Origin of the sequence: Brucella pseudintermedia (assembly GCF_008932435.1) — a bacterium.
GTDB lineage: Bacteria > Pseudomonadota > Alphaproteobacteria > Rhizobiales > Rhizobiaceae > Brucella > Brucella pseudintermedia.
Window position 1 is genome coordinate 182,402 of record NZ_WBWE01000005.1, and the last position, 24,134, is coordinate 206,535.

Here is a 24,134-nt window from a genome sequence, read left to right on the forward strand (position 1 = left end):
AATCAAGCAAGATTAAGGTCCGGTCATGGAATGTGATGGGACCAGCCTCGCAATTTCGTCGTTCCTTAATGAAAACGCCTTATTTGAAATTCAGTCGTTTCAATGCTTTGATAGCAAACCTGAAATAGTGAAATCGAGGAGAGGAATGAGTTCGATCCGAAAAATTCGCAAGGCCGTGTTCCCTGTCGCAGGTCTTGGCACCCGTTTCCTGCCCGCCACCAAATCGATCCCGAAAGAAATGCTGACGGTCGTGGACAAGCCCGTCATCCAATATGTAGTCGATGAGGCGCGCGAAGCTGGTATCGAACATCTGATTTTCGTCACCGGACGCAACAAAGCAGTTATCGAAGACTATTTCGATGCGCAGGTCGAACTCTATTCCACGCTCGCAGAGCGCGGCAAGACGGCGGAACTGGAGCATCTTCAGGATATCCAGCCACAGCCGGGAACGACCAGCTTCACCCGCCAGCAGGTGCCGCTCGGCCTTGGCCATGCAGTCTGGTGCGCGCGCGAGCTCGTCGGTGACGAGCCGTTTGCCTTGCTGCTGCCGGATATGGTCATGCAGTCCAAGAAAGGCTGCCTGAAGGAAATGGTCGAGCTTTACGAAAAGACCGGCGGCAATGTTATTGCCGTGCAGGAATGCGACCCGGAAGAGGCCCATAAATATGGCATCGTCGGCAAGGGCGAGACCATCGGCAGCGGTTTCGAGATCACCCAGATGGTCGAAAAGCCCGCCAAGGGAACAGCGCCCTCCAATCTTTATATCAATGGCCGCTATATCCTGCAGCCGGAAATCTTCGAGCTTCTGAGCAAGCAGGAAAAAGGCGCCGGCAATGAAATCCAGCTGACCGATGCGATGCTCAAGCTTGCCGACGCGCAGAAATTCTTCGGCTTCAACTATCAGGGCCTGACATTCGACTGCGGCTCCAAGGCCGGCTTTATCGAGGCCAATGTCGCTTTTGCCTTGTGGCGCAACGATATTCGCCCTTCGGTCGAAGGCTCGATTGGCCATCTGCTGAATACCATCAAGCCAGCCTGATAAATCCGGCATGGTCTCTGGTCACGCCCCCTGAAAAGGGGGCGTTTTTTTGTGATTGAAGCACTATTTCGTGTAATTTGCTTTTCCGCACGACGATGATAGGTAATTTACCTAATATGTAACCCCTAAAAGTGTGAAACAGCTTTTGGGTGCATGGATCAAACGGGCTCCTCCCACAAAAGGAATAAAGCATGCAGGAATTCCAGCAGACGATGGGGGCAGGTGCGCTCATCTCGATAGCGGTTGGCGCTGTCCTCTTATTGCTTTTGCTCATTATCCGGTTTCGTGTTCACGCCTTCGTCGCGCTTGTGATCGTCAGTCTTCTGACGGCGCTTGCGACCGGCATTCCGGCGGGCAACATCCTGACCACCATCACATCTGCCTTCGGTTCGACCCTTGGCGGGGTGGCGCTTCTGGTGGGGCTTGGCGCAATGCTGGGCCGATTGCTTGAAATATCGGGCGGCGCACAGGCGCTCGCCGATGATCTCATCAGGCGGTTCGGCGAAGAACGCGCACCTATGGCGCTGGGCATCGCATCGCTGATTTTCGGCTTCCCCATCTTTTTCGATGCCGGACTGGTCGTGATGCTCCCGGTGGTCTTCACTGTCGGGCGGCGACTCAAGGGAAGTCTGCTGCTCTATGGCATCCCGGTTGCCGCAGCCTTTTCGGTGATGCATGTTTTCGTGCCCCCGCATCCGGGCCCGGTCGCGGCATCGGAACTGCTCGGCGCGGATGTGGGACTTCTTGTGCTCGTCGGGATCGTCGTCGTCATCCCCGTCTGGTTTATCGCCGGGCACCTTTTCGGCGCCTGGATCGGCAAGCGGATCAATCTCCCCATTCCGGACAGTTTCGATGCGGGGAAGAAAGCGGATGAAGCTGTAAATCCCCCAAGTTCCAGTCTGGTCATTTTGCTTCTTCTTCTGCCGCTGGTTCTTATCTTCATCAATACGGGCCTCGATTTTGCCCGTGCGCAGGGCTGGGTCAGCGCTGATACAAACTGGTATCAGCTGGCGCGAATGATCGGGTCAACTCCGGTTGCGCTTCTGGTGGCAGTGCTGGTGGCCTCCTATGTGCTCGGGCCGCGGCGCGGCAGGGATGCAGCCAGCGTGGAACGCGTTCTCGATTCAGCGCTCGGTCCGGTCTGCTCCATTATCCTGATCACGGGCGCAGGCGGAATGTTCGGCGGCGTGCTGCGCGCTTCCGGCATTGGCGACGCCCTGTCCACCGCGTTCGCGAATACGGGACTGCCCGTCATCGCGGCGGGCTTCCTGCTCGCAACGATTTTGCGCGTGGCGCAAGGCTCCGCAACCGTCGCGCTGATCACTGCTGCCGGACTTGTTCAGCCAGCCGTACAGGCCGCCGGATATCATGGGCTTGAGACTGCGGCGGTGGTGATTGCCCTTGCTGCGGGGTCTGTCATGCTGTCCCACGTCAATGATTCCGGTTTCTGGCTGGTCGGACGTTTCTTCAACATGGATGTCAAGACGACATTGAAAACGTGGACGGTTCTTGAAACCCTTATCGGGCTTCTGGGATTTGCCATTGCCTGTTTGTTGTTCTGGCTCGCCTGATCTCGATCCGAAACGGCATCCCGAAAGGGGTACCGTTCTCTTTTCTAGCGCATTTCCAGTAAAAGTTTGAAACGCCTATACGGGGAAATCAGTTCGCTGGACTGATTTCCAATCCCGCTTCGATGCGTTCTGAAATGCGGAAAAGACAAGCAGATAGAGCGGTTCCAACGATTTCGATAAAAACAGGAACCGCTCTAGCGCTGAACCTTCACGCCGAGATAGATGCTGTCGGCTTTATATTCGCGGTCAGAAATCCTGCTCGCCAGGAATTCGTGACGCAGGCGCGCGTCCAGGCCGACAAAACGATTGATCCAGTAGGTCGCGCCGATCTGTGCGCCGATGGTGTAGTCGGTTCCGGTCCCGTCCTTGTTCTGCCGGATATTCGCATCGAGCCTGCCGTTGAGGCTGAGGTCGGAACGTATGCGGCGGGTCACGTCAAGGCTCGCAAAATGCAGGAGCGATCCGGCAACGCCCGGCGTAGTCGAGGTATCGACTGTTGTTTGCGCATAAAGGCGCATATCGGTTCCGCGCAGCGGCGACCAGTTGAGCGCAGCATTGATCGACGGGCCGCTAATGTTACCGAGGCGGGAATCATCGCTATTGGCACGCATGTATCCGGCGGCGAACTCGCCGTTCAGTTTCTCGCCCATGTCGAGCATCATGCCGCCGCGCAGCGCAAATTGCGATCCGCTGCGCTCATATCCATTGCTGTCCACCTTCTCGTCGAAGATGCGCTTGCCGAGTTCGATTTCGGTAAAGGGTTTGATCGCCGATGACAGGCTGAAGCCGCCGCGCAGCGTAATACTGGCATAGGTGTTGTCGCGGTCCTTCTGACTGACCGTGCCGCCGGATGACAGTTCGGCGTCGCCATATATATTGTGCTCGACCCGTCCGGTGGCGCTACCAAACACCAGCCCCATATCGCGTTCGACGCCGAGACTGCCGTTGAAGGTATGAACCAGTGGCCGCTTCAAGGCGCCAACAACCCCGTAGGGGCTCGATGCGCTTTCGCGGCGCAACTGGTAACCGGCACCCGTATTGACCGTTGTCTGGTCGCCGAGATCGAGCCGCAGATTGCCCTGAATGTCGACCCGCGGTTCGGAGACGTCTTCTCCCGAAATGGATTTGGACCAGGTGCCCGAAGCGTCGAGCGTTGCCTGATGGCGCGCCCAATCCGACTGCGCATTGAGCCGCAACGTTGTTTCGTTGAGAACAGCGCTGGAACCGGTTGCGCTATTGTCACCATTGGTCGTGGCCCGGATACCCTGCTCAAGCGAAGGCCGCAGGATAAAGGAACCGGTGCGGATGCCGATCGGCGCAAACGGATCGGCTTCCTGTGCGGAACCGCGCCCCTGCTCAGGCAACTGCCGCAGATTTTCGCGCTGTGCCCGGCCCGTATCTTCGCTTGCCTCGGCATCGACCGAACCGACACGCATATTGTCGGATTGAAGCGGCTGGCGATCCTGCGGCAAGGGAACAGTCGGAGCGGTTTGCGTAGTGGTAGCCGGGTCTGTCGCTACGGTGTTTTCGGGCGGGGTGTAACTGTCGTCGGTCGTCTCGCCAGCGCCGTTATCGTATCCCGGTGCGGCAAGTCCGCGGTTTGCGAGCGTCTCTGGCGAAGAGGCTGAAAGCACATCCTCAGCGACGCTTCCACGCAGATAAGCTTCCTGTGCAAATGCGGAACCATGACAAATTGCCATCGCCACGCCCGATAGGAACAGGCATCGCAGCCTGCGGGCAATGGGCGTCGAACCGCCAGATGGGGTCTTGGCAAAATGCATGTCGTGTTTTCAAACCGTCGCAACGTGGTAGATGAACGGTAAAGGCACATGGTTAATTCTTGGTTGCTGCGGCCGGCACCGGGACGATTCGCGGCACACAAATGTTTGGACAATCGCCTGCGAAGAAGTTAACCCTTGCCGCCATGGAAAAGCTCGATCAGATCATCCCTCCGGCAAACGCAGAAGCGGCCATCGCCTCGGCGTTGCGCACCATAAAAACCGAAAATGCGGGCCTCGCCGCGCTGGAAGAGGCGCTGAACAATGGCCTTTCCGGTCCATTCGTCGAAGCGGTGAAGCTGATCGTGGCCTCGCGCGGGCGGCTGGTCGTAACGGGCGTCGGCAAAAGCGGCCATATCGGTTCCAAGCTTGCCGCCACCTTTGCCTCGACTGGTACATCGGCATTCTTCGTGCATTCGGCAGAAGCCAATCATGGCGATCTCGGCATGATCGGTCGCGATGATGTCATTCTGGCCATCTCGTGGTCGGGTGAGACGGCGGAACTGAAGGGCATCGTCAATTATTCGCAGCGTTTCCGCATTCCGCTAATCGCGATTACCGCAGGCGAAAATTCGGCGCTCGGCCGCGCGGCGGATGTCGTGCTGCTTTTGCCAAAAACCGCTGAGGCCTGCCCGCATGGTCTGGCGCCCACAACCTCAACCATGATGCAGCTTGCTATCGGCGACGCGCTGGCAATCGCGCTGCTCGAAGCGCGCGGCTTTACCCCGAGCGACTTCAAGACGTTTCATCCCGGCGGTTCGCTCGGCGCAAGTCTGATCCATATCCGCGATATCATGCACCGGGGCGAACGCCTGCCGCTGGTAAAGACAGGCACATCCATGCCTGATGCGATGAAGATATTGGCCCAAAAGAGCTTTGGCTGCGTGGTGATTGTCGATGATGGCGGCAATCTGGCGGGTATCGTCACGGACGGCGATATTTCGCGCAATCTGAGCCGTAACCTTGCGGCATTGACGGTCGATGAAATCATGACGCGCAAGCCCAAGACGGTTGACCAGAATATGCTGGCGACCGCCGCGCTCAATACGATCAACGAAAATCACATCGGCGCGCTGATCGTCGTCGAGGCCGGACGCCCGATCGGGCTCGTACATTTCCACGATCTGTTGCGGATAGGCGCGGCCTGATTGGCCTTTGAGCCGGTCCGTTTATTCAGCGACTTCGATTTCCAGCGACAGCGGATCGAAGGCGATCACGCGGACTTCCGTCCCTGCCGGCAGATCAGGTCCTTTCACGCGCCACATCGTATCGTTGATACGGATGCGGCCGCGGCCATTGACGATGGGTTCCGTCAATGTGGCGCGCTGGCCGACCAGCTGCTCGCCGCGACGGTTGAGCAGGGGCTCGTCGGCATCGCTGCTGCGCGAGCCAAAGAAGCGGCGTCCCGCCAGCACGAAGATGACGGCGAGAACCAGAAACACAACGGTCTGAAACTGCCAGCCAAAACCCGTTGTGGAAGACAGGAGAAAGGCGAGAGCGCCGGTGACAAGTGCTGCGAGCCCGAACCAGATGAAGAAAAATCCGGGCGCCAGAATTTCCAGAATAAGCAGGGCCAGCCCGAAAACGAGCCAGTTCCAGATGCCGAGACCGGACAGAAACTCGATAGCCATGGCGCCCTCGCTATTTATTCTAACGCCTTATCCTGCGCAAAACTGCTTCGCACTTTTGCTGGAAATGCCCTAACGCCCCGCAGGCGGAACGCTGCGTGGGCGGGATGAGGCTGGCGGCTGCGGTGCCGGGTCTACCGGCTTGCTGCCATCCCCAAAGACTTCTCTGGCGATTGCGCCAATGCCGCCGAGCGAACCGATGAGAGAGCTTGCCTCAAGAGGCATCAGCACGACTTTCTGGTTCTTGGCGCTGGCAATATTGCTCAAGGCTTCGGTGTATTTTTGCGCAACGAAGTAATTGAGCGCCTGCACATTGCCGTTGGCGACGGCTTCGGAAACCATGGTCGTGGCTTTCGCTTCCGCTTCGGCAAGGCGTTCGCGTGCTTCCGCTTCGCGCTTGGCCGCTTCCAGCTTGCCTTCTGCTTCCAGAATCTGCGACTGCTTCTGGCCCTCGGCGCGCAGAATCTGCGCGTTGCGGTCGCCTTCCGCTTCCAGAACCTGCGCTCGCTTGTCGCGCTCGGCCTTCATCTGCCGCGCCATTGAAGTCACGATGTCTTCCGGCGGGTTGATATCCTTGATTTCCACGCGAGTCATCTTGATGCCCCACGGATGGGCGGCCTCGTCGACGACACGCAGCAGACGGTCATTGATCGCATCGCGGTTCGACAGAAGTTCGTCGAGATCCATCGAACCCATGACAGTACGAATGTTCGTCATGGTCAGGTTGAGGATTGCATATTGCAGGTTCGCGACCTGATAGGCCGCCTGTGCGGCATTGAGCACCTGATAGAAAGCCACGCCGTCAACGCCGACAATGGCGTTGTCGCGGGTGATGACTTCCTGCGTCGGCACATCGAGCACTTGCTCCATCATATTGAGGCGCGCGCCGATACGGTCGAAAAACGGCACGATCAGATTGAGGCCGGGATTGAGGGTGCGCGTATAGCGCCCGAACCGCTCGACCGTGTAATTAAAGCCCTGCGGCACGGTCTTTATGCCGGCAAACAGTGTCGCCAGGACCAGCGCGGCCAGAATGAGCAACGTGATATCGAAACCGGTCATTGTTTTTCCTTAAGGCAATAGGGCAGTAGGGCAATAAGGCAGTAGGTGGAATCTAGCACAGATCAGAACATACTGCCTTATTGCCCTACTGCCTTACACCCTTCAATCTATACCCAACCCTGCAATTCGCGACGTACCAGTGTCTCGATAACTTTCATGCCGTCTTCGCTGTCATTGAGACAGGGAATATGGCTGAAATTCTCGCCACCGTTTTCGAGAAATGCTTCGGCGGCTTCGTTGCCGATCTCATCCACCGTTTCCAGACAGTCGGCAACGAACCCCGGATTGAGAACCGCCATCGACTTGACCCCATGCCGGGCCAGTTCCTCCACCGTTTCGTCGGTATAGGGCTGGAGCCATTCTTCTGGCCCGAAACGCGATTGGAACGTGGAACGAAACTGGCTGTCATCCAGACCCAGCCGCGCCTGCAGTAAGCGTGATGTTTCAAGGCATTGCTGGCGGTAAGGGTCGCCCTTGTCCGAATAGCTTTTTGGGATGCCATGATAGGAAGCCAGAATCACTTCCGGCTTGAAGGAAAGCGTTTCGAGATGTTTCTCGATGGAACGGGCCAGCGCCTCGATATAGACCGGCTCCGCTTCATAGGATGGCACGATGCGCACTGCCGGCTGGAAGCGCTTCTTCATGAGCGCTTCGAAGAACTTGTCGTTCACCGTCGCGGTGGTCGTTGCCGAATATTGCGGGTAGAGCGGGAACATGACGATCCGCTCGCAACCCTGTTCCAGAAGACGGTCGGTGACGCTTTCAATGGAGGGCTGGCCGTAACGCATCGCCCAATCCACCACCACATTGGGATATTCAGCGAGCGCCCTGGCGAGTTTCTCTCCTTGCGCGCGGGTATAGGTGCGCAATGGAGATTCGTTTTTCTCGCGGTTCCAGATGCGGTCGTAAAGCCTGCCGGACCGTTTCGGGCGGGTGTTGAGCACGATGCCGTAAAGGATCGGATACCAGATCAGGCGCGGCCATTCGATGACGCGGCGGTCCGAGAGAAACTCGGCCAGATAGCGGCGCATCGGGCCATAGCTTGTGCCATCCGGTGTGCCGAGATTGACCAGCAGAACACCGACTTTCGGCAGCTTTCCTTGCGCCTCCGCTCCGGTTGTCTGGTTGGGCTTCTCCTGCACTTTGTCCATCTCACTCATCTTCCGACTCCTGTTCAGCCGGAAAACTAGAGAAAAAAAGACAAATTACAATCCTGACAATTGCCGCTGGTGCAATTCCATCGGCGCGGGTGTTTCCCGCGCCGTGAATATTTGAGATTTACGCGAAAAATCCGCTGCTTAACCGGCCGCGCGACGTGTCAGGGAGAAGCGCGAGCCCGAGGACGACGTGCAGTTGAGCTGCGACTGCGAAACGAGGGCGCAGTTTACCTTCGACGAGGTGCCGCGCACGATCGAGCGCATGTCGATTTCAACAAGTTGAGGCGACTGGTAACGATAGTTGCCTTCTGCAAGCTTTTCGTTCGTGTCGGTAGCGCGCGTCTCGAAAATACCGCCATTGAAGGACGAAACGATGCCATTGGGATCGACCCAGCTACCTTCGATACCAGCCGGGGCGCGGGAGACGACCGGGACATTGCCGCCGACCGGCCCAGTCGTTTCGCACGCTGCCAGCGCCAGCGACATGACTGCAAGAGGGGCAATGATGCGGAAGCGTTTCATATCCATGCTCTCCATTGAGCATTCCGAGCCAGAACCGTAGCTTAGCTGGCGTCTGAAATGCGTAACCAGACATTTAGAGCGGTATCAACGATTCCGTGCTGATGGGAACCGCTCGGGATGATTAGTTTGATGTATGGAAACTTGCACGAAAACAAGTCCTCATTGCGAGGAATAAGTGTCAAGCCTGTCGATTTGTTAGCAATGATGCAAGATCGCCGCGCAGGATAAAAGGTGCGTATGGCCCTTCTGCTTGTCCGTCATGGCCCGAATACGAGCATGGCGGATATCGCCAGCATGACAGTTGCGATGACCGCCGACGCGCAAAGCGTGCGATGGAGACAGCGATTGACCGCAATATTGCTCCTGAACAAGCCCTTGGAGCCAAGGGATTTCGTCATCTGGTAAAGTGCGAGATAGACGACAATCGCCACAAGTCCGATTGTCCATCCAAGCTCCACCAACCTGTCCGGGTGACCCGGAACACCGAGAATCCATGGCAAAACGAGCAGTCCGCAGACCAGTGCCATCAGGTCGGGAAACCGGCTCGCAATCAGCTTCATCATGTGGCGGGGAGAAAGGTCCAGACGCATATTCCTCGTCGAATGGCCCGGTCGAAACCGGGCCGGTTCGATCAACGCACCAGAATATTGCGGAACTGCCATGGGTCCTTGGTGTCGAGGTCTTCCTTGAACAAGTGGCCGCGGCCTTCCAGCGGTGTCCAGTCGGTATAATAGCCGTTCACGGGACCCAGATACTGCATCTGGACTTCAAGGCAGCGGCGGTAATCCATTTCATCGGTCTCGACGATGCCGCTTCGCGGATTTTCCAATGCCCAGACCATGCCGGCCAGAACAGCCGAGGAGACTTGCAGGCCGGTTGCATTCTGATAGGGCGCGAGCTTGCGCGCCTCCTCGACGCTCAATTGCGAGCCATACCAATAGGCATTCTTGTCGTGGCCATAGAGCAGAACGCCAAGCTCATCGCTGCCATCCAGAATTTCATGCTCTTCCAGAACGTGCTGCACCGGCTGCGCTTTGCCGCCCGCGCCGAACATTTCGTCAAGCGCCAGAATGGCGTCATTGCTCGGGTGATAGGCGTAGTGGCAGGTCGGACGGAAATCGAGCTTGCCTTTCTTGTCGCGCAGCGTGAAAAAGTCGGCGATGGAGATCGCTTCATTGTGCGTGACCAGCAGGCCGTATTGCGCGCCGAGCGTCGGGCACCATGTACGAATGCGGGTATTGCCGCCGGGCTGTTCAAGGAAAATCGCGGCCTTGTTGCCCTTTTTCTGCTTGCGGGCATTCTTGGGCATCCATTTCTCATGGCTGCCCCAGCCAAGTTCCGCCGGTTGCAGGCCTTCGGCGATAAAGCCTTCGACGGACCATGTGTTCCAGAAAGTGTTGAATGGCTTCGGCTCCCTGGCGCGCTGGGTGTCGCGTTCCGCGATATGAATACCCTTGACGCCAGCCTTCTTCATCAGTTTCGCCCAGCCGTGACGGTCATCCGCCGCCGGTTCGGTGAAATCGAGCTTCAATTCGGTCGCAAGGTCGACCAGCGCTTTCTTGACGAACCACGAGACCATGCCGGGATTTGCGCCGCAGCAGGAAACCGCGGTCGGGCCGCCGGGGTTCTTTCGCTTTTCAGTCCGGACCGTTTCGCGCAGCGCATAATTGGTGCGCGAGGCATTGTCGGCTTTTTCATCGAAATAGAAGCCGAGCCAGGGCTCCACTACCGTATCGATATAAAGCGCGCCATGTTCCCGGGCGTAACGCATCAGGTCGAGCGATCCGGTATCGACCGAAAGATTGACGACGAAGGGCTGGCCCTCCGTTCCTTTCAGGAGAGGGCCGAGAACCTTCTTGTAATTGTCCTTGGTGATCGCTTCCTTGACGAAGCGAATGCCTTTGTCGTCAAGGATCTTGCGATTGGCTTCGCTCGGATCGATCACGACCATGCGTGATTGGTCGAATTTGAAATGACGTTCAATCAGCGGCAGGGTACCGCGCCCGATCGACCCGAAGCCGATCATGATGACAGGGCCAGTTATCTCGCCATAGACTTGCCATTTCGCTTTCGCCATTTTCTTCCTCTCGCGCGCCGCAGAATTGCGGTCAGGTTATCACCCGCTTTAGCTGATGTGCGGAAACGATAACACAACTTCATAGAAAGAAAGAAACGTCACAAGGCTATGACATCAATACATGTTTAATGGATATTAGGATTTCAGTTATCGACCAGCTTTGCCTGGATCATGCCGCGCAATGAATTGCCGACAAGAATGTTGCGCGCGTTTTTCAGCGTTTCGACGGTAACGATTCCCTCTTCAACGACATTGTCGTTCAGCAATTCACGCCGCAGCACCCCGTCGAGAAGGCCGCATGAAAGGGCCGGCGTCCTGCAGGCCGCACCGCCGACATCCAGAAATATCGAGGTAATGGTTCCTTCGCAGACCTCGCCCCGATCATTGAGCAGGATGACTTCGTCTATCTCTGCCGGCGAGTACTCTTCGCGAGCCGCGATATAGGCCTGCCGCCGTGTCGTCTTGTGGCGCAACAGGGGATCGTCGTGCTTGAGACGTGTGCGGGCAATCGCGATCCGCCAGACCGTCTGGGACGGCAATGGTTCATAGGGAACGCTTGAGACAGTGACGACCCCGTCGGGAGCGAGCGCCAGCCGCAGCTTCAAGGCTTGTTCACCGGACCCGGTTTCCGCGAGCTTTTGCCGAATGGCTTCCATATTGCAGGCAAAGCCCAATTCACGCGCGGAATTTTCAAGGCGCGCCATATGCAAGTCGAAGCGCAGAATGCCGGAGAGCGGCTCCGAGCGCATGGTTTCGATCAGTTGGTAATCGGGTTCGGTCGTCACGGCCTGTGCCCCTTGTGGCTCGACAGTGCCGCGAACCGTGCTTTCAGAAGACATTCCTCGTACTCCGCTTGCGCCGTGGAATCGAAGACCACACCGCCCCCGACATTGAAGATCGCACGATTTTCATCCAGAAGCGAGATCGTGCGGATGGCAACGTTGAAACGCATGCGTCCGCTTGGTTCGATCCAGCCGAGCGAGCCGCAATAGATGTCTCGCGGCCCGGTCTCCAGCTTACGCAGGATTTCCATGGCGCTGATCTTCGGCGCGCCGGTGATCGAGCCGCACGGGAAGAGGGCGGCAAAAAGCGCGCGCAGGGACAGGTTTTCTTTCAGTCTGGCCCGCACGCGGCTGATCATCTGATGGACAGTGGGATAGGTTTCAACGCGAAAGAGTTCCGGCACGTCGAGCGAGCCTACTTCGCTGATGAGCGAAATATCATTGCGCAACAGATCGACAATCATGCGGTTTTCAGCCTGATTCTTGGGATCGTTCAGCAGAAACTGGCGGTTACGCTCGTCTTCTTCTGGCGTTGCGCCGCGCGGCATGGTGCCTTTCATCGGATGCGTTTCGATCCACCCGTCGCCATCGACCTCGAAGAAAAGTTCCGGCGATCGCGACAGGATGATCGGTCCACCGAGATCGCAATAGGTCGCGTAGCGAACCGGCTGACGCTTCGCGAGCATGTTGAACAGGACCAGCGGGTCGCCGTCCCATTCCGCGTGGATCGGGAAGGTTAGGTTGCCCTGATAGCAATCGCCTTCGCGCAAATGCTGGTGCAAGCGCTCGAAACGGGGCGCGTAGTCTTCGTACGACCATTGCGCGACCGGATTGCGCAGAAAGGTGGCATTGTCTTCGCTGTGGCCGTGCATTCGCTCATCGGACGGGCCGTCAAACACGCCGAAGCAGAGAAGCGGCGCATGGCGCCCCTCCGGAAGAAGCGGTTTGAGCTTGGGTTCGAGAAGATAGCCAGCCTCATAGGAAAGATAGCCCGCAAGCCACTTTCCGGCCTTGTGCGCCTCTTGCATAGCATCCCATGCCGGATCGAACTCCTCCGGCGTGTCGGCGCGGATGATCGCCGAGGGGGCCGCGAACAGCACGTCGCGGCCCGCCTTGTCGTCCCGAAAGAGAATAAGCGGTTTGTTACCCGGCTGGGCCACAGGTTTGCTCAGTCTTCCATGGCTTCGAGTTCATCGATGATGCCTTCGATCACCGACAGGCCCTTGCTCCAGAAGTCCGGATCGGTTGCATCGAGGCCAAATGGCGCAAGCAATTCCTTGTGGTGCTTGGTGCCGCCAGCCTTCAGCATGTCGAAATACTTCTGCTGGAAGCCCTGTTCGGAGTTCTGGTAAACCGCATAGAGCGAATTCACGAGGCAATCACCGAAAGCATAGGCATAGACATAGAACGGCGAATGGATGAAATGCGGGATATAGGTCCAGAAGGTCTCGTAACCCGGATTGAGATTGACGGCATCGCCAAGGCTTTCGCGCTGCACATCCATCCAGATTTCACCGATGCGTTCCGCGGTCAGTTCGCCTTCACGGCGCTCGGTGTGGACACGGCGCTCGAACTGATAGAAGGCGATCTGGCGCACGACCGTATTGATCATGTCCTCGGCCTTCTGCGCCAGCATGGCCTTGCGCTCACGCTTGTCCTTCGTCGCGGCCAGCAGCGAGCGGAAAGTCAGCATTTCACCGAACACGGATGCGGTTTCTGCGAGCGTCAGCGGGGTTGAGGCCATCAGCGCGCCCTGACTGCCCGCCAGAACCTGATGCACGCCATGACCCAGCTCATGCGCCAGCGTCATCACATCGCGCGGCTTGCCCATATAGTTGAGCAGCACATAAGGATGCGCCGATGGCACGGTCGGATGCGCGAACGCGCCCGGTGCCTTGCCGGGACGGACTGGCGCATCAATCCAGTTCCTGTCGAAAAACTTCTTCGCGATCTCGGCCATTTCCGGCGCGAAATTGCCATAGGCGGAAAGGACGGTTTCGCGTGCCTTGTCCCATGGGATCAGCGCCTGTGGCGTTTCCGGCAACGGGGCGTTGCGATCCCAGTTTTCGAGCTTTTCAAGGCCGAGCCACTTGGCTTTCAGCCTGTAATAGCGGTGCGACAGGCGCGGATAGGCATCCTCCACCGCCTTGGCAAGCGCATCCACCACGTCCCGCTCGACGCGGTTGGCGAGGTGGCGGCTATCGGCGATGTCCTGAAAACCGCGCCAGCGATCGGAGATTTCCTTGTCCTTGGCAAGCGTGTTGGTGATCAGAGTGAAGGTGCGCAGATTGGCCGCGAAGGTCTTTGCCAGTGCTTCCGATGCCTTCTTGCGTACAGCGCCGTCAGCGTCCTGAAGCATGTTCAAGGTCGGCTCGATGCTCAGTTCCTTGCCGTCGATTTCAAAACGAAGCCCCGACATGGTTTCATCGAACAGCCGGTTCCAGGCGCTGTAGCCGGTGACTGACTTTTCATGGAAAAGCTGCTCCAGCTTGTCGTCAAGCTGGTACGGCTTGTCGAGGCGCAGATCGTTGAGCCATGGTCGGTAATGGCCGATGGCTGCATTGTCGTTCATCGCTTTTTCCAGAACGGCATCATCAATGCGGTTCAGTTCCAGGCCGAAGAAAATGAGGTACGTGCTGGCGTCGGTCAGCTTTTGCTGCGTATCGCCGAAAAGCTTCATCCGCTTCGGGTCGGTGGTGTCGCCGTAGTAATAAAGGCCAGCGAAAGAGCCGATGCGGCCCATGAGCTCATCAAGTGCCTCAAATTCCCTGATCGCATCGGCAAAGTTGCCGCCACTGGGCTTGGCCGCTTCATCGCCGAGCTTGCCCTTCCAGCGTTCTTCAAAGGCCGCGGCATCCTTTATGGCCTTCTCGATATCGCTTTTCAGCTCCGGGCTGTCGGCTAATGGATAAAGATCGGCCAGATTCCATTCCGGCAGAGTACCGAGATTAGCCTTTTCGCCTGCTGCCGCATCGCTGGCAGGCGCATGCAAAACTTTGTTGAAGGAAACGGATTCTGAAAAACGGGTCATGAACATTCTCCAAGAGCATTTCCAGAAAAAGTGCGAAGCGGTTTTTCGTCGGATAATGCGTACAACCAAACAGACAGAGCGGCGCCGCGATCCGGCGCCAGCCGGAGCCGCTCTGTCAAGCTCCTTCTCGCATGTCTTGTCATGATCGCCAAGAGGTGGGAAAAGGGCTTCGATCATTTGTGAGGGCTTGCCCCTCCAGACTGACGAATAATCAGACTGGCGAAGAAGCGGATGGTCGACGCAGGAAATGAATTCAGGATACAAATTTTGTGAAATGGGACACTGAGGCACATTTTAGTACCTTGCATTCACCGAAGGCTTGCCACCAAATAACGCGCCTAGAATACGAGACATTTAAACTGTTTAAGTATTTCGGGCGCGGGAACTCCATAGGTGTTGATAACTGTTAATGGCCACGCGCATACTCATAGCGGATGACGATCCGATCCATCGACGCAATCTGGAAGCGATAGTCATGCGCATGGGCTATCGGACCATTCTGGCGGATGGCGGGGCCAGTGCACTCAGCTTCGTCGGCCAGCGCAAGGATATTGTCCTTATGCTGCTCGATCTGTCGATGCCGGATATGGATGGACTGACCGTCCTGCGGCGCATGCGCGAAGCTGGGAGCAGCGTTCCGGTGATCGTTCTCGTCCAGAACGACGATCTCCAGCCGGTTCTCCAGGCCATAAAAATGGGTGCGGTCGATTTCGTGACCAAGCCGGTCGCCTTCGAGCGCGTGCAGGTTTCCGTTTCCAATGTGCTGAAGATCGATGCGCTGACGCAGGAAATCCGCCGCGCCCGCTCTTCCCTGAAAGCCCATCTGACGCTTTCCGATATGGCGATCAAAAGCCCGGAGATGGAACGGGTCGGCATTCTGGCGCGCCGGGCTTCGGCGCTGGACGCGCCGCTCTTGATCGAGGGAGAGCCCGGCAGCGGCAAGGAGACGCTGGCGCGCGCCATTTGCAGCGGCAGCGTCCGCTGGCGCGGTCCTTTCGTGACGGTCGACTGTCGCACCCTTACGGTGGACAATGCCGACGAAGTTTTTTTCGGTGTTTCAACAGCACGCCGCGACCGCCGGGACGGCGATGCGCTTAGCAGTCTGGGAAAGCTTGCGGAAGCCGATGGCGGCACGCTTTTCCTCGACGAAGTCGGCGCGCTGCCGCGCCACACGCAGATCAAGCTTTTTGCCGCGATGCAATCCGGCCAGTTCGAAACCGGCGGCGAGCGCACGCTTTCCAACGCGCGCATCATGGCATCGAACAGCCGCCCGCTGGCAGAACTTGTCGACATGGGACGTTTTCACGCCGGGCTTTACCACCTGCTTGGCTCCTTTGCCGTAACCATGCCGCCCTTGCGCAATCGTCCGGAAGATATTCCGATCCTCCTGCATCAGTTCATGATGCGCTTTGTCAGCGAGGAGCGGATGGGGCATATCACCGGCATCGCCACCCATGCGCTGGAAAAGCTGAAGGCCTACCATTGGCCCGGCAATGTGCGGGAACTGAAAAATGCCGTTTACCGTGCTGTGATCCTCTGCGACACTGGCGAGCTGACAGCGGGTGATTTCGCGCAGATCGGTGCCGGCAGCGAGGCTGCAAGGTCCGTACAGCAATCCGCCCGGTTTAACCTTGTCGATCAGGATCTAGGCGTGACTTCGGCCGGTCTGTTCAGTGGAATAGACGGGACCGGCGAGGTTCGCACGCTTGCTGCAGCCGAGGAGGAAATGATCCGGTTCGCAATCGCCCATTATGATGGACAGATCAGCGAAGTCGCCCGGCGTCTGGGCATCGGAAGAACCACGCTTTACCGCAAGCTGAAGGAATATGGCATCGATGTGGCGTCGATCTCCGGCAAGGGATCGGGGGGCGAGGAAGAGGCCGATATCACCCCTTTCAACCGTATCGCGGGCTGACCCATTTCACCTAACATACTGAATTTCAGACGTTTATCATGGACAGCCTGTCGGTGCTCGCAGGTACTGTTGCGAATTAAAGACTGTTAATAATTTTTTTACCATGGCGAAAATAGGTGCACGTGTGTGGCTTTTTTGCCATGGTGTCTCCTCATTTGTTGTTCACTAAGCGTCCATTAACCATTAAATCCGACAATCGGAGTTCGAGCGGAACTGGGGCGCAGGCTTTTTGTGACACCACAAAGAAAGCCCTGAGGGAAGCCTGGAGAATGCCTCTGGGGGCGGAAAACGGTAAGGCGATACGATTCGATGAGCAGCATATCGACCATTAAAGCGCGCTTTGCGAAGGTGTGGACCGGAATAAAGGCCAGGATGAAGGTATCCGCGTCCGTTCCGTCTGCCCTTGCCGTCGCTGCGGCTGTCCTGGCGCTGTCTCCCGCGCAGGCATCGGCTGAAACCCGCTCTCTCAAGCTCTATTACGTTCATACCGGTGAAAAGGCGGAGATCGTCTTCAAGAGAAATGGGCGCTTCGATGCGCAGGGTCTGAAGAAGCTGAACGTTTTCCTGCGTGACTGGCGCCGCAACGAGCCGACCAAGATGGACCCGCGCCTGTTCGATCTGATCTGGCAGGTTTATCGCTCCACCGGCTCCAGCCAGTATATTACCGTCGTCTCCGCTTACCGTTCGCCGGCAACCAACGCCATGCTGCGTTCGCGTTCCGCGAATACCGGCGTCGCCAAGAAGAGCCAGCACATGCTTGGCCGCGCGATGGACTTCTACATTCCCGGCGTTCCTCTGGCGAAGCTGCGCGGCATCGGCATGCGCTACCAGATCGGCGGCGTCGGCTATTATCCGCGTTCCGGCTCGCCTTTCGTCCATATGGATGTCGGCAATGTCCGCTCCTGGCCGCGCATGAGCCGCCGCGAACTGCTCGCGCTGTTCCCGGATGGCAAAACCGCGCATCTTCCGGCGGACGGCAAGCCACTGCCCGGTTATGAGCAGGCGCTGGCCATGATCGAAAAACGCAAGGCTGGCGGCGGAGAGGTCATGGTGGCCAGCAACTCATCGCCTCGTCGCAGCAAGAGCCTGTTCGGCGCGCTGTTCGGCGGCGGCGCTGATGAAGAAGAAGAAAGCGGCGGTGAAGTAAGCGCTCCACCGGCTTCCGCACGTCCTGCTCGCGCGGTGCCTGCGCGTCAGGCCCCGGCGGCTCCGGAAGAGCCGGTCCAGCAGCCGCGTGAAACGATGGTTGCCGCCTTGCCTGCCCGCGAGGCTCCCGTGCCGATGCAGGCGCCGCGTCCGGAAGCGGGGCTCGATGCCCAGGCACAGGCCGCAGCGGAAGTTCCGGTGGCCGCGCTCAACGTTCCGATTCCGGCCCGCAAACCGGCGATGGCGCCGCAGGATGCCGTGGCGCTTGCCGCAGCCGAACCTGCCGACGCTGCAGCCGCCGCTCGCGCTGCCGTGGATGCAAACACGGTTCAGGTTGCCGATGCCGGCGTGCCGTCGTCGCTGATGAACGGTTTTGTGCCGGTACCGTCGGCGCGGCCGCAGCTTGAGACGGATAATATGCAACTCGCCGCCGCGGTGATTCCGACAGCCCGTCCGATGCGCCCGGGCGAAAAACCTGCCGAGAGCGGCCAGGATGCGATTGCCGCGCTCGTCAACAGCGAGCAGGCCGAGCCGACACAAGTCGCCGAGGCTGGCAATGTTGACGTGCCGCAGCCGGGTGAAACGGCAGCTTTCCCGCTGCCGAAGGAAGCGCCGCGCGCCAACACACAGCTTGCCCTGCTTTCCAAGAAGGATGAGATCGGCGAGCTGATAGCACCGCCTTCCGACGATTATTATGACAGCAAGCCGGTTGCTGACGCCGCTCCGAAGCAGGCTCCGGCACCTGTACAGACGGCTTCGGTGGCCCGCACCGCGCCAGCCAAGGCGACTGCGACGGCTTCTGCCGCTGTCCATAAGAAGGCTGCGGCGATTGGCAAGGCCGCCGAGACGGGCGTTCGCGCCACGGCAAAGGGTGGGCGCTACGTCGCCAAGGCCCAATCCACACCGCGTGCGGTGGTTCAGCCTGCCGTGATCCCCGCTTCTGAAGTTGCCCTGTCGACGGAATCCGTTTCCAGCGCTGTGCCGGTGACCAACCCGGTTCTCCGCAACGATGCGCTGCGTTCCGCTCCCGCCATGGTCTATACGGCAGGCTTCCAGCGCGGCAATCTGCCGACCGAACGCGCCAACCAGTTCAGCGGCAGTGCTGTTACCTTCCTGACGGTGGCGAAGTTTACCGAAACCAACTGATTATCGGTCAGATCATAACAAACCGAAAGAAAAGGGGCCCGAAAGAGCCCCTTTATTATGTTCCCATTTCGGCTTGATCAGCCTTTCAGGCGAGCCGCTTCGCTCGCAAGCCCGGTAATAGCATCCCAATCACCTGCCTCGACCAGTTCCTTCGGTGCAACCCATGAGCCGCCGACACAGACAACGTTGGGCAGCGAGAGGTAATTTTTGGCATTGGCAAGGCTGATGCCGCCGGTCGGGCAGAAGACGGTTCCCGCGAGCGGCGAGGATAAAGCCTTCAGGAACGATGCGCCGCCGGCCTGTTCAGCGGGGAAGAATTTCAGATGGGTGTAGCCTTCCTCGCGGAGCGCCAGCATCTCGCTCGGCGTTATGGCGGCGGGCAGGAGCGGCACGTCGCTGTCATTGGCGGCTGCGACGATATACTTCGTTGCGCCGGGGCTGACGATGAAGCGCGAACCGGCCTTCGCCGCATCCTCATACTGTTTGGCGTTGAGGATCGTTCCGGCTCCGACGATCGCTTCTGGAACTTCCGACGCTACCGCACGGATGGCATCAAGGGCCGCAGCCGTGCGCAAGGTGATCTCGATGGCGGGCAACCCGCCCTTGGCGAGCGCGCGCGCCAGCGGAACAGCATGTTCCACCCTGTCAATCAACAGAACCGGAATAACCGGCTGGCCTGTCATGATGGGAACGAGAAGGTCGGTTTTCTGGGACATCGGCTTGCTCGGCTGTTGGAGTGATAAATCGATTTAAATCGCTGCCGGCGGTTTGTCCACCGCCGAAAGCTAGCTCTTCATGCGGCTCTTTTAAGCGTGTCGAGCTGTTTTTGCCAGCGCTGATGGGCTTCGGCCATGCGCTTGTCATATTCGTTGCGGGCGAATGCAGGACCGTTGTAGCGACGCGCGAATTCCCGCCAGTTGCGATCCTTCAACACTTCAAGAAGCTCCGCCTTTTCGATGAAGCGCAGCATCAGCTTCGCTTGCCCGGCAACCGAACCGCGTGCTTCCGCCACAAGGTCGTCAACGGTCGCATAGCCAAGCCATTCCCAATGCGCGCCCATGACCTGCCCCAACCCCCAGGATGTGGATTCAAGCGCTGCCTTTTTGTTCAAGCCCATGGCGCGTTCGAGCAGAAGCCAGCGCTCGCCTTGGGATTTCGGATTGCGTATCTTTCCCGCAACCGGGGCTGACAGGCCGCTGCTCCTTGCATAGTCGCGCATGCGTCCGGAAAGCCTGCGGTCGAAATAATGTCCCTCAAACCGGATGGCCGGTTCCTCGCCGCCATTGACGTTGTAAAGCGCGCGACCGCCGCTCTCGACTTCCGCAATTGCCAGCAAGGCGGCTGCATCAATCTCCGCGTCCTTTGCCATTGTCGTCAGGGCTGCAATCGTTTGGCTGTCGAACATCTATTGCTCCTCGAAAGTTGATCTCCAAGACCGATTTTGGGGCGACTTCGACGCATGAGGATAAAGTGGACTTGAATTCGCCGTTTGCGGGGATTAGTTGCGAGGTGAATTTTCAAAGAAGACAGAACCGATGAGCAATTTGCCTTTCACCGTTGCCGCCCTTTATTGCTTTGCGCCCCTGCCGCAATATGAGAGCCTGCGCGAGCCGCTGGCTCAGCTTTGCTGCTCGAACGGCATCAAAGGAACGCTGCTTCTTGCGGCGGAAGGCATCAACGGGACGGTCGCGGGCACTGCCGGGGCGATTGAAAAGCTCGTTCAGCACATCACGGCCATTCCCGGTCTGGCGCAACCCGAACTCAAATATTCCCACGCGAGCGAAATGCCGTTCCATCGCATGAAAGTGCGGTTGAAGCGGGAGATCGTTACCATGGGCGTCGAGGGTATCGATCCGTTGAAGAGCGTGGGCACTTATGTCGCGCCGCAGGACTGGAATGCGCTCATCGCCGACGAGAACACAGTCGTTGTCGATACGCGCAACGACTATGAATATGCCATCGGCACATTTGAAGGGGCGATCGATCCGCAGACCAGGACTTTTCGCGAGTTTCCGGAATGGGTGGAGCAGAACCGTGACAAGCTTGAAGGCAAGAAGATCGCCATGTTCTGCACCGGCGGCATTCGCTGCGAAAAGGCTACGGCCTTCGTCAAGGGGCTGGGCTTCGAGGATGTCTTCCATCTCAAGGGCGGTATCCTGAAATATCTTGAAGAAGTCCCGCGTGAAGATAGCATGTGGAAGGGCGAGTGCTTCGTTTTCGATGAGCGGGTGGCCGTTGGCCACGGCCTTGCTGAGAGCGACGTCGAACTGTGCCGTGCCTGCCGCCGCCCGATTTCGCCGGAAGACAAGCTTTCGCAGTTTTTCGAGGAAGGCGTTTCCTGCGCTGGCTGCTATGACGAGCGGACGCCGGAAGACCGTGCCCGTTATGCAGAGCGCCAGAAGCAGGTGAAGCTTGCCGAGAAGCGCGGGGCGCACAAGCATATCGGTAGCTGATGTCGCACGCCCTTTGCCGGGGCTGGCCAAACGGATTTTACCGCATTATGGTGGCGCTGGTTGCGGAACGGTCTGAATTCGTTACGCAATTTTGGGGCGGCTTTTGCATGGACGCCCGTGCATCAAGGGTTTGACGGCATCCGGGTCGCGTTTGCCTCCATCACACCCATCATCGCAAGTCGGAGCATTCGGATTTCCGATGCCCGAACAGGAACAACGCCGGTTTTCCGGCGGATGATGGTTTGCCTGCCCTTGCAGGCGATATGGAGGATATTCATGAAGAAGCTGACCGCCGCATTTCTCATCGCTGTTGCTGCCGGTGCCGCCTCGGTTGCTCATGCTGCCGAGAAGGTGACCGTTTTCGCCGCCGCCAGCATGAAGGACGTCATTGAGGAAGCAGCCCGGCAGATGAAGGACAAGGACGGTACGGAAGTCGTCGCGTCGTTTGCGTCTTCATCGGTTCTTGCCAAACAGATCGAGCAGGGCGCTCCGGCGCAGATTTTCATTTCAGCCGATCTCGACTGGATGGATTATGTCGAAAAGGCCGATGCCATCGACAAGCCTTCACGCAAGGTGATCGCGGGCAATGCGCTGGTAGTTGCAACGCAGAAGGACACGCCGAAGGGCGAAGCGAAAGAGCTTTTGGGCGCAGGCCGTTTCGCCATGGGCGATCCGTCGAATGTTCCGGCAGGCAAGTACGGCAAGGCAGCGCTGGAAAAACTCGATATCTGGAAGGATGTCGAAAAGAACGCGGTCTTTACCGAAAATGTGCGCGTTGCGCTGCAATATGTCAGCCGCGGCGAAGTCAAGGCTGCCATCGTTTACGCATCGGACCGGGCCGCGGCGCCCGAACTGGTCGAAGCCTATCGCTTCCCGGCTGACAGCCATGCGCCGATCCTCTACCCTGCGGCGCTTGTAGCGAAAAACGAAACCGATGCCGCCAAGGCTTTCCTTGCTTTCCTTGAAAGCGATGCCGGTCAGGCGATCATCAAGGACAAGGGCTTCGTCGGCGCTGCGGAGGCCGCAAAATAAATGATGGAAGGCAATGTCTGGCAGATCGTGTCTCTGTCGCTCCGGGTTGCCGGAATAGCCATCATTGTTGCTCTGCCAGTCGCCTTTGTCGTGGCATGGGTTCTTGCCCGGTTCAATTTTCCGGGCAAGTCGCTGGCGCAGGCCATTGTCACCATGCCGCTCGTTCTGCCGCCAGTGGTGACGGGCTATCTGCTCCTGATCCTGTTTGGCGCAAGGGGCGCGGTCGGTGCCCCCTTGCAGGAATGGTTCGGCCTTTCCTTTTCCTTTCGCTGGACGGGCGCCGCGCTCGCTGCCGGCGTGATGGCGTTTCCGCTCCTTGTCCGCCCGATCAGGCTTTCGATCGAAGGGCTGGATCGCGGGCTTGAGGAAGCGGCGCGCACGTTGGGCGCAAGCCGGTTCACGGCCTTTTTCACCGTCGTTCTGCCGCCCTTGCTGCCCGGCGTTCTGGCGGGCGCGGTGCTTGGCTTTGCCAAGGCTCTGGGCGAGTTCGGCGCCACGATCACTTTCGTTTCCAACATTCCGGGCGAAACGCAGACCCTCTCGCTTGCCATTTATGCCCTGATGCAGATCCCATCTGGCGACGCGGAAGCATTCCGGCTGATCGCCATATCCGCCGCCATTTCCGTGGCTGCCGTGGTGCTTTCCGAATGGCTGCAGCGCAGGCTCGCGGGGGTAACCAAATGAGCGCGCTTGTTGTTTCCATCAAGGGCCGCAATGGCAGGTTCCCTGTCGAGGCCGATTTCGCCGCCGATTGGGGCGTGACCGCCTTGTTCGGTCATTCCGGTGCAGGCAAGACGACGCTCCTGAAAATGATTGCCGGAACGCTCCGCCCCGAAAGCGGGCGTATCGCCGTTGGCGATTTCACGCTGTTCGATGCCGAAAAAGGCTTAGATTTGCCGCCGGAAAAGCGCCGCATCGGCTATGTGTTTCAGGAAGCCCGGCTTTTCCCGCATATGAGCGTCAAGCGCAACCTGACCTATGCGCGCTGGGCAGGCCGCAGGCAGGCTTCGCGCAGCTTCGACGAGGTGGTGGCGCTGCTCGGCATCGGCCATCTCCTCGACCGGCGGCCGTCAACGCTTTCGGGTGGGGAACGCCAGCGTGTCGCCATCGGCCGCGCGCTTCTGTCCGATCCGGCGCTCTTGCTGTTGGATGAGCCGCTTTCCTCGCTCGACCATGCACGTCGGCAGGAAATACTGCCTTTTATCGAGCGCCTTCGCGACGAAAGCCACGTGCCGATCGTTTATGTGAGCCATGAAATCGACGAGGTGGCGCGGCTGGCCGACCAGATCGTGCTTCTGTCCGCTGGCCGGGTAACGGCAAGCGGCGCGGCGGCAGATGTTTTTCCGCTGATCGATGCGGAGGGCGAAGGCGGCAGCGTGCTTCTGGAAGGGACGGTTTCGTTCTACGACGAGCGCTACAAGCTGGCCGAGATCGATCTGGGCGGCGCGTCGTTCCAGCTCAGCGACGCGGGGCTGAAACAGGATATGCATGTGCGTCTGCGCGTGCGCGCCCGCGATGTTTCCATTGCCCGCAAGGCGCCGGAAGCGATCAGCATCCGCAATGTCCTGCCGGTGACTGTCACGGCCATCACGATGGATGACGGCCCCAACGCCTATGTCGCGCTCGACTTTCGCGGGCGTCGCCTCGGGGCGCGACTGACGCGGCGTTCGGTGGACGAACTGGGGTTGCGCGCCGATGACGCGGTGGTGGCGCTGGTGAAGGCTGTTTCAGTCGACCGTGCGGCCATTCGGGAAAAATGACACGGAAACAATAATCCGGTTTTCGTCCCGCTTCT

21 protein-coding genes are annotated in these 24,134 nt (G+C 58.6%); 9 read left to right on the forward strand and 12 right to left on the reverse strand.

Annotation, left to right across the window (positions count from 1 at the left end; genetic code table 11):
• Positions 1 to 145 precede the first annotated feature (145 nt).
• Positions 146 to 1,039: a UTP--glucose-1-phosphate uridylyltransferase GalU gene (gene galU, locus F9K78_RS08750; protein WP_121985448.1), complete on the forward strand. Its 894-nt coding sequence runs from the start codon at positions 146 to 148 to the stop codon at positions 1,037 to 1,039.
• A 191-nt stretch (positions 1,040 to 1,230) separates the two neighbouring features.
• Positions 1,231 to 2,610 carry a GntP family permease gene (locus tag F9K78_RS08755; RefSeq protein ID WP_122066825.1) on the forward strand — a complete coding sequence of 460 codons (1,380 nt, stop codon included), beginning with the start codon at positions 1,231 to 1,233 and terminating at the stop codon, positions 2,608 to 2,610.
• Positions 2,611 to 2,804: 194 nt separating this feature from the next.
• On the opposite strand, the gene F9K78_RS08760 is transcribed toward F9K78_RS08755, so the two are convergent.
• Positions 2,805 to 4,391, reverse strand: a complete 1,587-nt coding sequence (locus tag F9K78_RS08760) for an outer membrane beta-barrel protein (protein ID WP_121985446.1) — start codon at positions 4,389 to 4,391, stop codon at positions 2,805 to 2,807.
• Between the two features lie 143 nt (positions 4,392 to 4,534).
• Here F9K78_RS08760 and F9K78_RS08765 point away from each other — a divergent pair, with 143 nt between their 5' ends.
• A complete protein-coding gene (locus F9K78_RS08765) occupies positions 4,535 to 5,536 on the forward strand; it encodes a KpsF/GutQ family sugar-phosphate isomerase (protein ID WP_121983527.1) in 1,002 nt (333 codons plus the stop codon).
• Positions 5,537 to 5,557: 21 nt separating this feature from the next.
• Here the strand turns inward: F9K78_RS08765 and F9K78_RS08770 are convergent, their stop codons facing one another.
• The 9 genes from F9K78_RS08770 to F9K78_RS08810 all read right to left on the reverse strand — a co-directional run bounded on the left by F9K78_RS08770 (position 5,558) and on the right by F9K78_RS08810 (position 14,647).
• A complete protein-coding gene (locus F9K78_RS08770) occupies positions 5,558 to 6,019 on the reverse strand; it encodes an NfeD family protein (RefSeq protein WP_121985445.1) in 462 nt (153 codons plus the stop codon).
• Between the two features lie 69 nt (positions 6,020 to 6,088).
• The gene (locus F9K78_RS08775) at positions 6,089 to 7,078 is read right to left on the reverse strand and encodes an SPFH domain-containing protein (protein ID WP_121985444.1); all 990 of its coding nucleotides are present in this window, start codon (positions 7,076 to 7,078) and stop codon (positions 6,089 to 6,091) included.
• 107 nt (positions 7,079 to 7,185) lie between these two features.
• Entirely contained in the window at positions 7,186 to 8,238 is a 1,053-nt protein-coding gene (gene hemH / locus F9K78_RS08780; RefSeq protein WP_121985443.1) for a ferrochelatase, read from the reverse strand.
• 138 nt (positions 8,239 to 8,376) lie between these two features.
• Positions 8,377 to 8,757, reverse strand: coding sequence for an outer membrane lipoprotein Omp10 (gene omp10 / locus F9K78_RS08785; protein ID WP_121983528.1), 381 nt, complete (start codon positions 8,755 to 8,757; stop codon positions 8,377 to 8,379).
• A 257-nt stretch (positions 8,758 to 9,014) separates the two neighbouring features.
• Complete coding sequence (locus tag F9K78_RS08790) at positions 9,015 to 9,347, reverse strand: hypothetical protein (protein ID WP_121985514.1); 333 nt, start codon at positions 9,345 to 9,347, stop codon at positions 9,015 to 9,017.
• A 41-nt stretch (positions 9,348 to 9,388) separates the two neighbouring features.
• Positions 9,389 to 10,834, reverse strand: coding sequence for a homospermidine synthase (locus F9K78_RS08795; RefSeq protein WP_121985442.1), 1,446 nt, complete (start codon positions 10,832 to 10,834; stop codon positions 9,389 to 9,391).
• A 143-nt stretch (positions 10,835 to 10,977) separates the two neighbouring features.
• Positions 10,978 to 11,673 (reverse strand): aminotransferase class IV family protein, encoded by a 696-nt coding sequence (locus F9K78_RS08800; protein ID WP_151682171.1) that lies wholly within the window; start codon positions 11,671 to 11,673, stop codon positions 10,978 to 10,980.
• Positions 11,616 to 12,776, reverse strand: coding sequence for an aminodeoxychorismate synthase component I (locus F9K78_RS08805; protein ID WP_121985441.1), 1,161 nt, complete (start codon positions 12,774 to 12,776; stop codon positions 11,616 to 11,618). The genes F9K78_RS08800 and F9K78_RS08805 overlap by 58 nt, the downstream gene beginning before the upstream one ends.
• An 8-nt stretch (positions 12,777 to 12,784) precedes the next feature.
• Positions 12,785 to 14,647: a M3 family oligoendopeptidase gene (locus F9K78_RS08810; RefSeq protein ID WP_121985440.1), complete on the reverse strand. Its 1,863-nt coding sequence runs from the start codon at positions 14,645 to 14,647 to the stop codon at positions 12,785 to 12,787.
• Between the two features lie 409 nt (positions 14,648 to 15,056).
• On the opposite strand from F9K78_RS08810, the gene F9K78_RS08815 reads away from it, so the two are divergent.
• Complete coding sequence (locus F9K78_RS08815; RefSeq protein WP_121985439.1) at positions 15,057 to 16,562, forward strand: sigma-54-dependent transcriptional regulator; 1,506 nt, start codon at positions 15,057 to 15,059, stop codon at positions 16,560 to 16,562.
• 372 nt (positions 16,563 to 16,934) lie between these two features.
• Complete coding sequence (locus tag F9K78_RS08825; protein ID WP_253124926.1) at positions 16,935 to 18,854, forward strand: DUF882 domain-containing protein; 1,920 nt, start codon at positions 16,935 to 16,937, stop codon at positions 18,852 to 18,854.
• 77 nt (positions 18,855 to 18,931) lie between these two features.
• Here the strand turns inward: F9K78_RS08825 and F9K78_RS08830 are convergent, their stop codons facing one another.
• Positions 18,932 to 19,570 carry a 2-dehydro-3-deoxy-phosphogluconate aldolase gene (locus F9K78_RS08830; RefSeq protein ID WP_121985437.1) on the reverse strand — a complete coding sequence of 213 codons (639 nt, stop codon included), beginning with the start codon at positions 19,568 to 19,570 and terminating at the stop codon, positions 18,932 to 18,934.
• 77 nt (positions 19,571 to 19,647) lie between these two features.
• Positions 19,648 to 20,259, reverse strand: a complete 612-nt coding sequence (locus tag F9K78_RS08835; protein WP_121985436.1) for an N-acetylmuramidase family protein — start codon at positions 20,257 to 20,259, stop codon at positions 19,648 to 19,650.
• Positions 20,260 to 20,389: 130 nt separating this feature from the next.
• On the opposite strand from F9K78_RS08835, the gene trhO reads away from it, so the two are divergent.
• The 4 genes from trhO (at position 20,390) to modC (ending at position 24,099) form a co-directional block, all read left to right on the forward strand.
• Positions 20,390 to 21,307 carry an oxygen-dependent tRNA uridine(34) hydroxylase TrhO gene (gene trhO, locus F9K78_RS08840; RefSeq protein ID WP_121985435.1) on the forward strand — a complete coding sequence of 306 codons (918 nt, stop codon included), beginning with the start codon at positions 20,390 to 20,392 and terminating at the stop codon, positions 21,305 to 21,307.
• Positions 21,308 to 21,583: 276 nt separating this feature from the next.
• The gene (gene modA, locus F9K78_RS08850; RefSeq protein ID WP_121985434.1) at positions 21,584 to 22,339 is read left to right on the forward strand and encodes a molybdate ABC transporter substrate-binding protein; all 756 of its coding nucleotides are present in this window, start codon (positions 21,584 to 21,586) and stop codon (positions 22,337 to 22,339) included.
• Complete coding sequence (modB, locus tag F9K78_RS08855; RefSeq protein WP_121985433.1) at positions 22,340 to 23,023, forward strand: molybdate ABC transporter permease subunit; 684 nt, start codon at positions 22,340 to 22,342, stop codon at positions 23,021 to 23,023.
• Positions 23,020 to 24,099, forward strand: coding sequence for a molybdenum ABC transporter ATP-binding protein (gene modC / locus F9K78_RS08860; protein WP_121985432.1), 1,080 nt, complete (start codon positions 23,020 to 23,022; stop codon positions 24,097 to 24,099). Before modB ends, modC begins: the two co-directional genes overlap by 4 nt.
• The last annotated feature ends 35 nt before the right edge of the window (positions 24,100 to 24,134 follow it).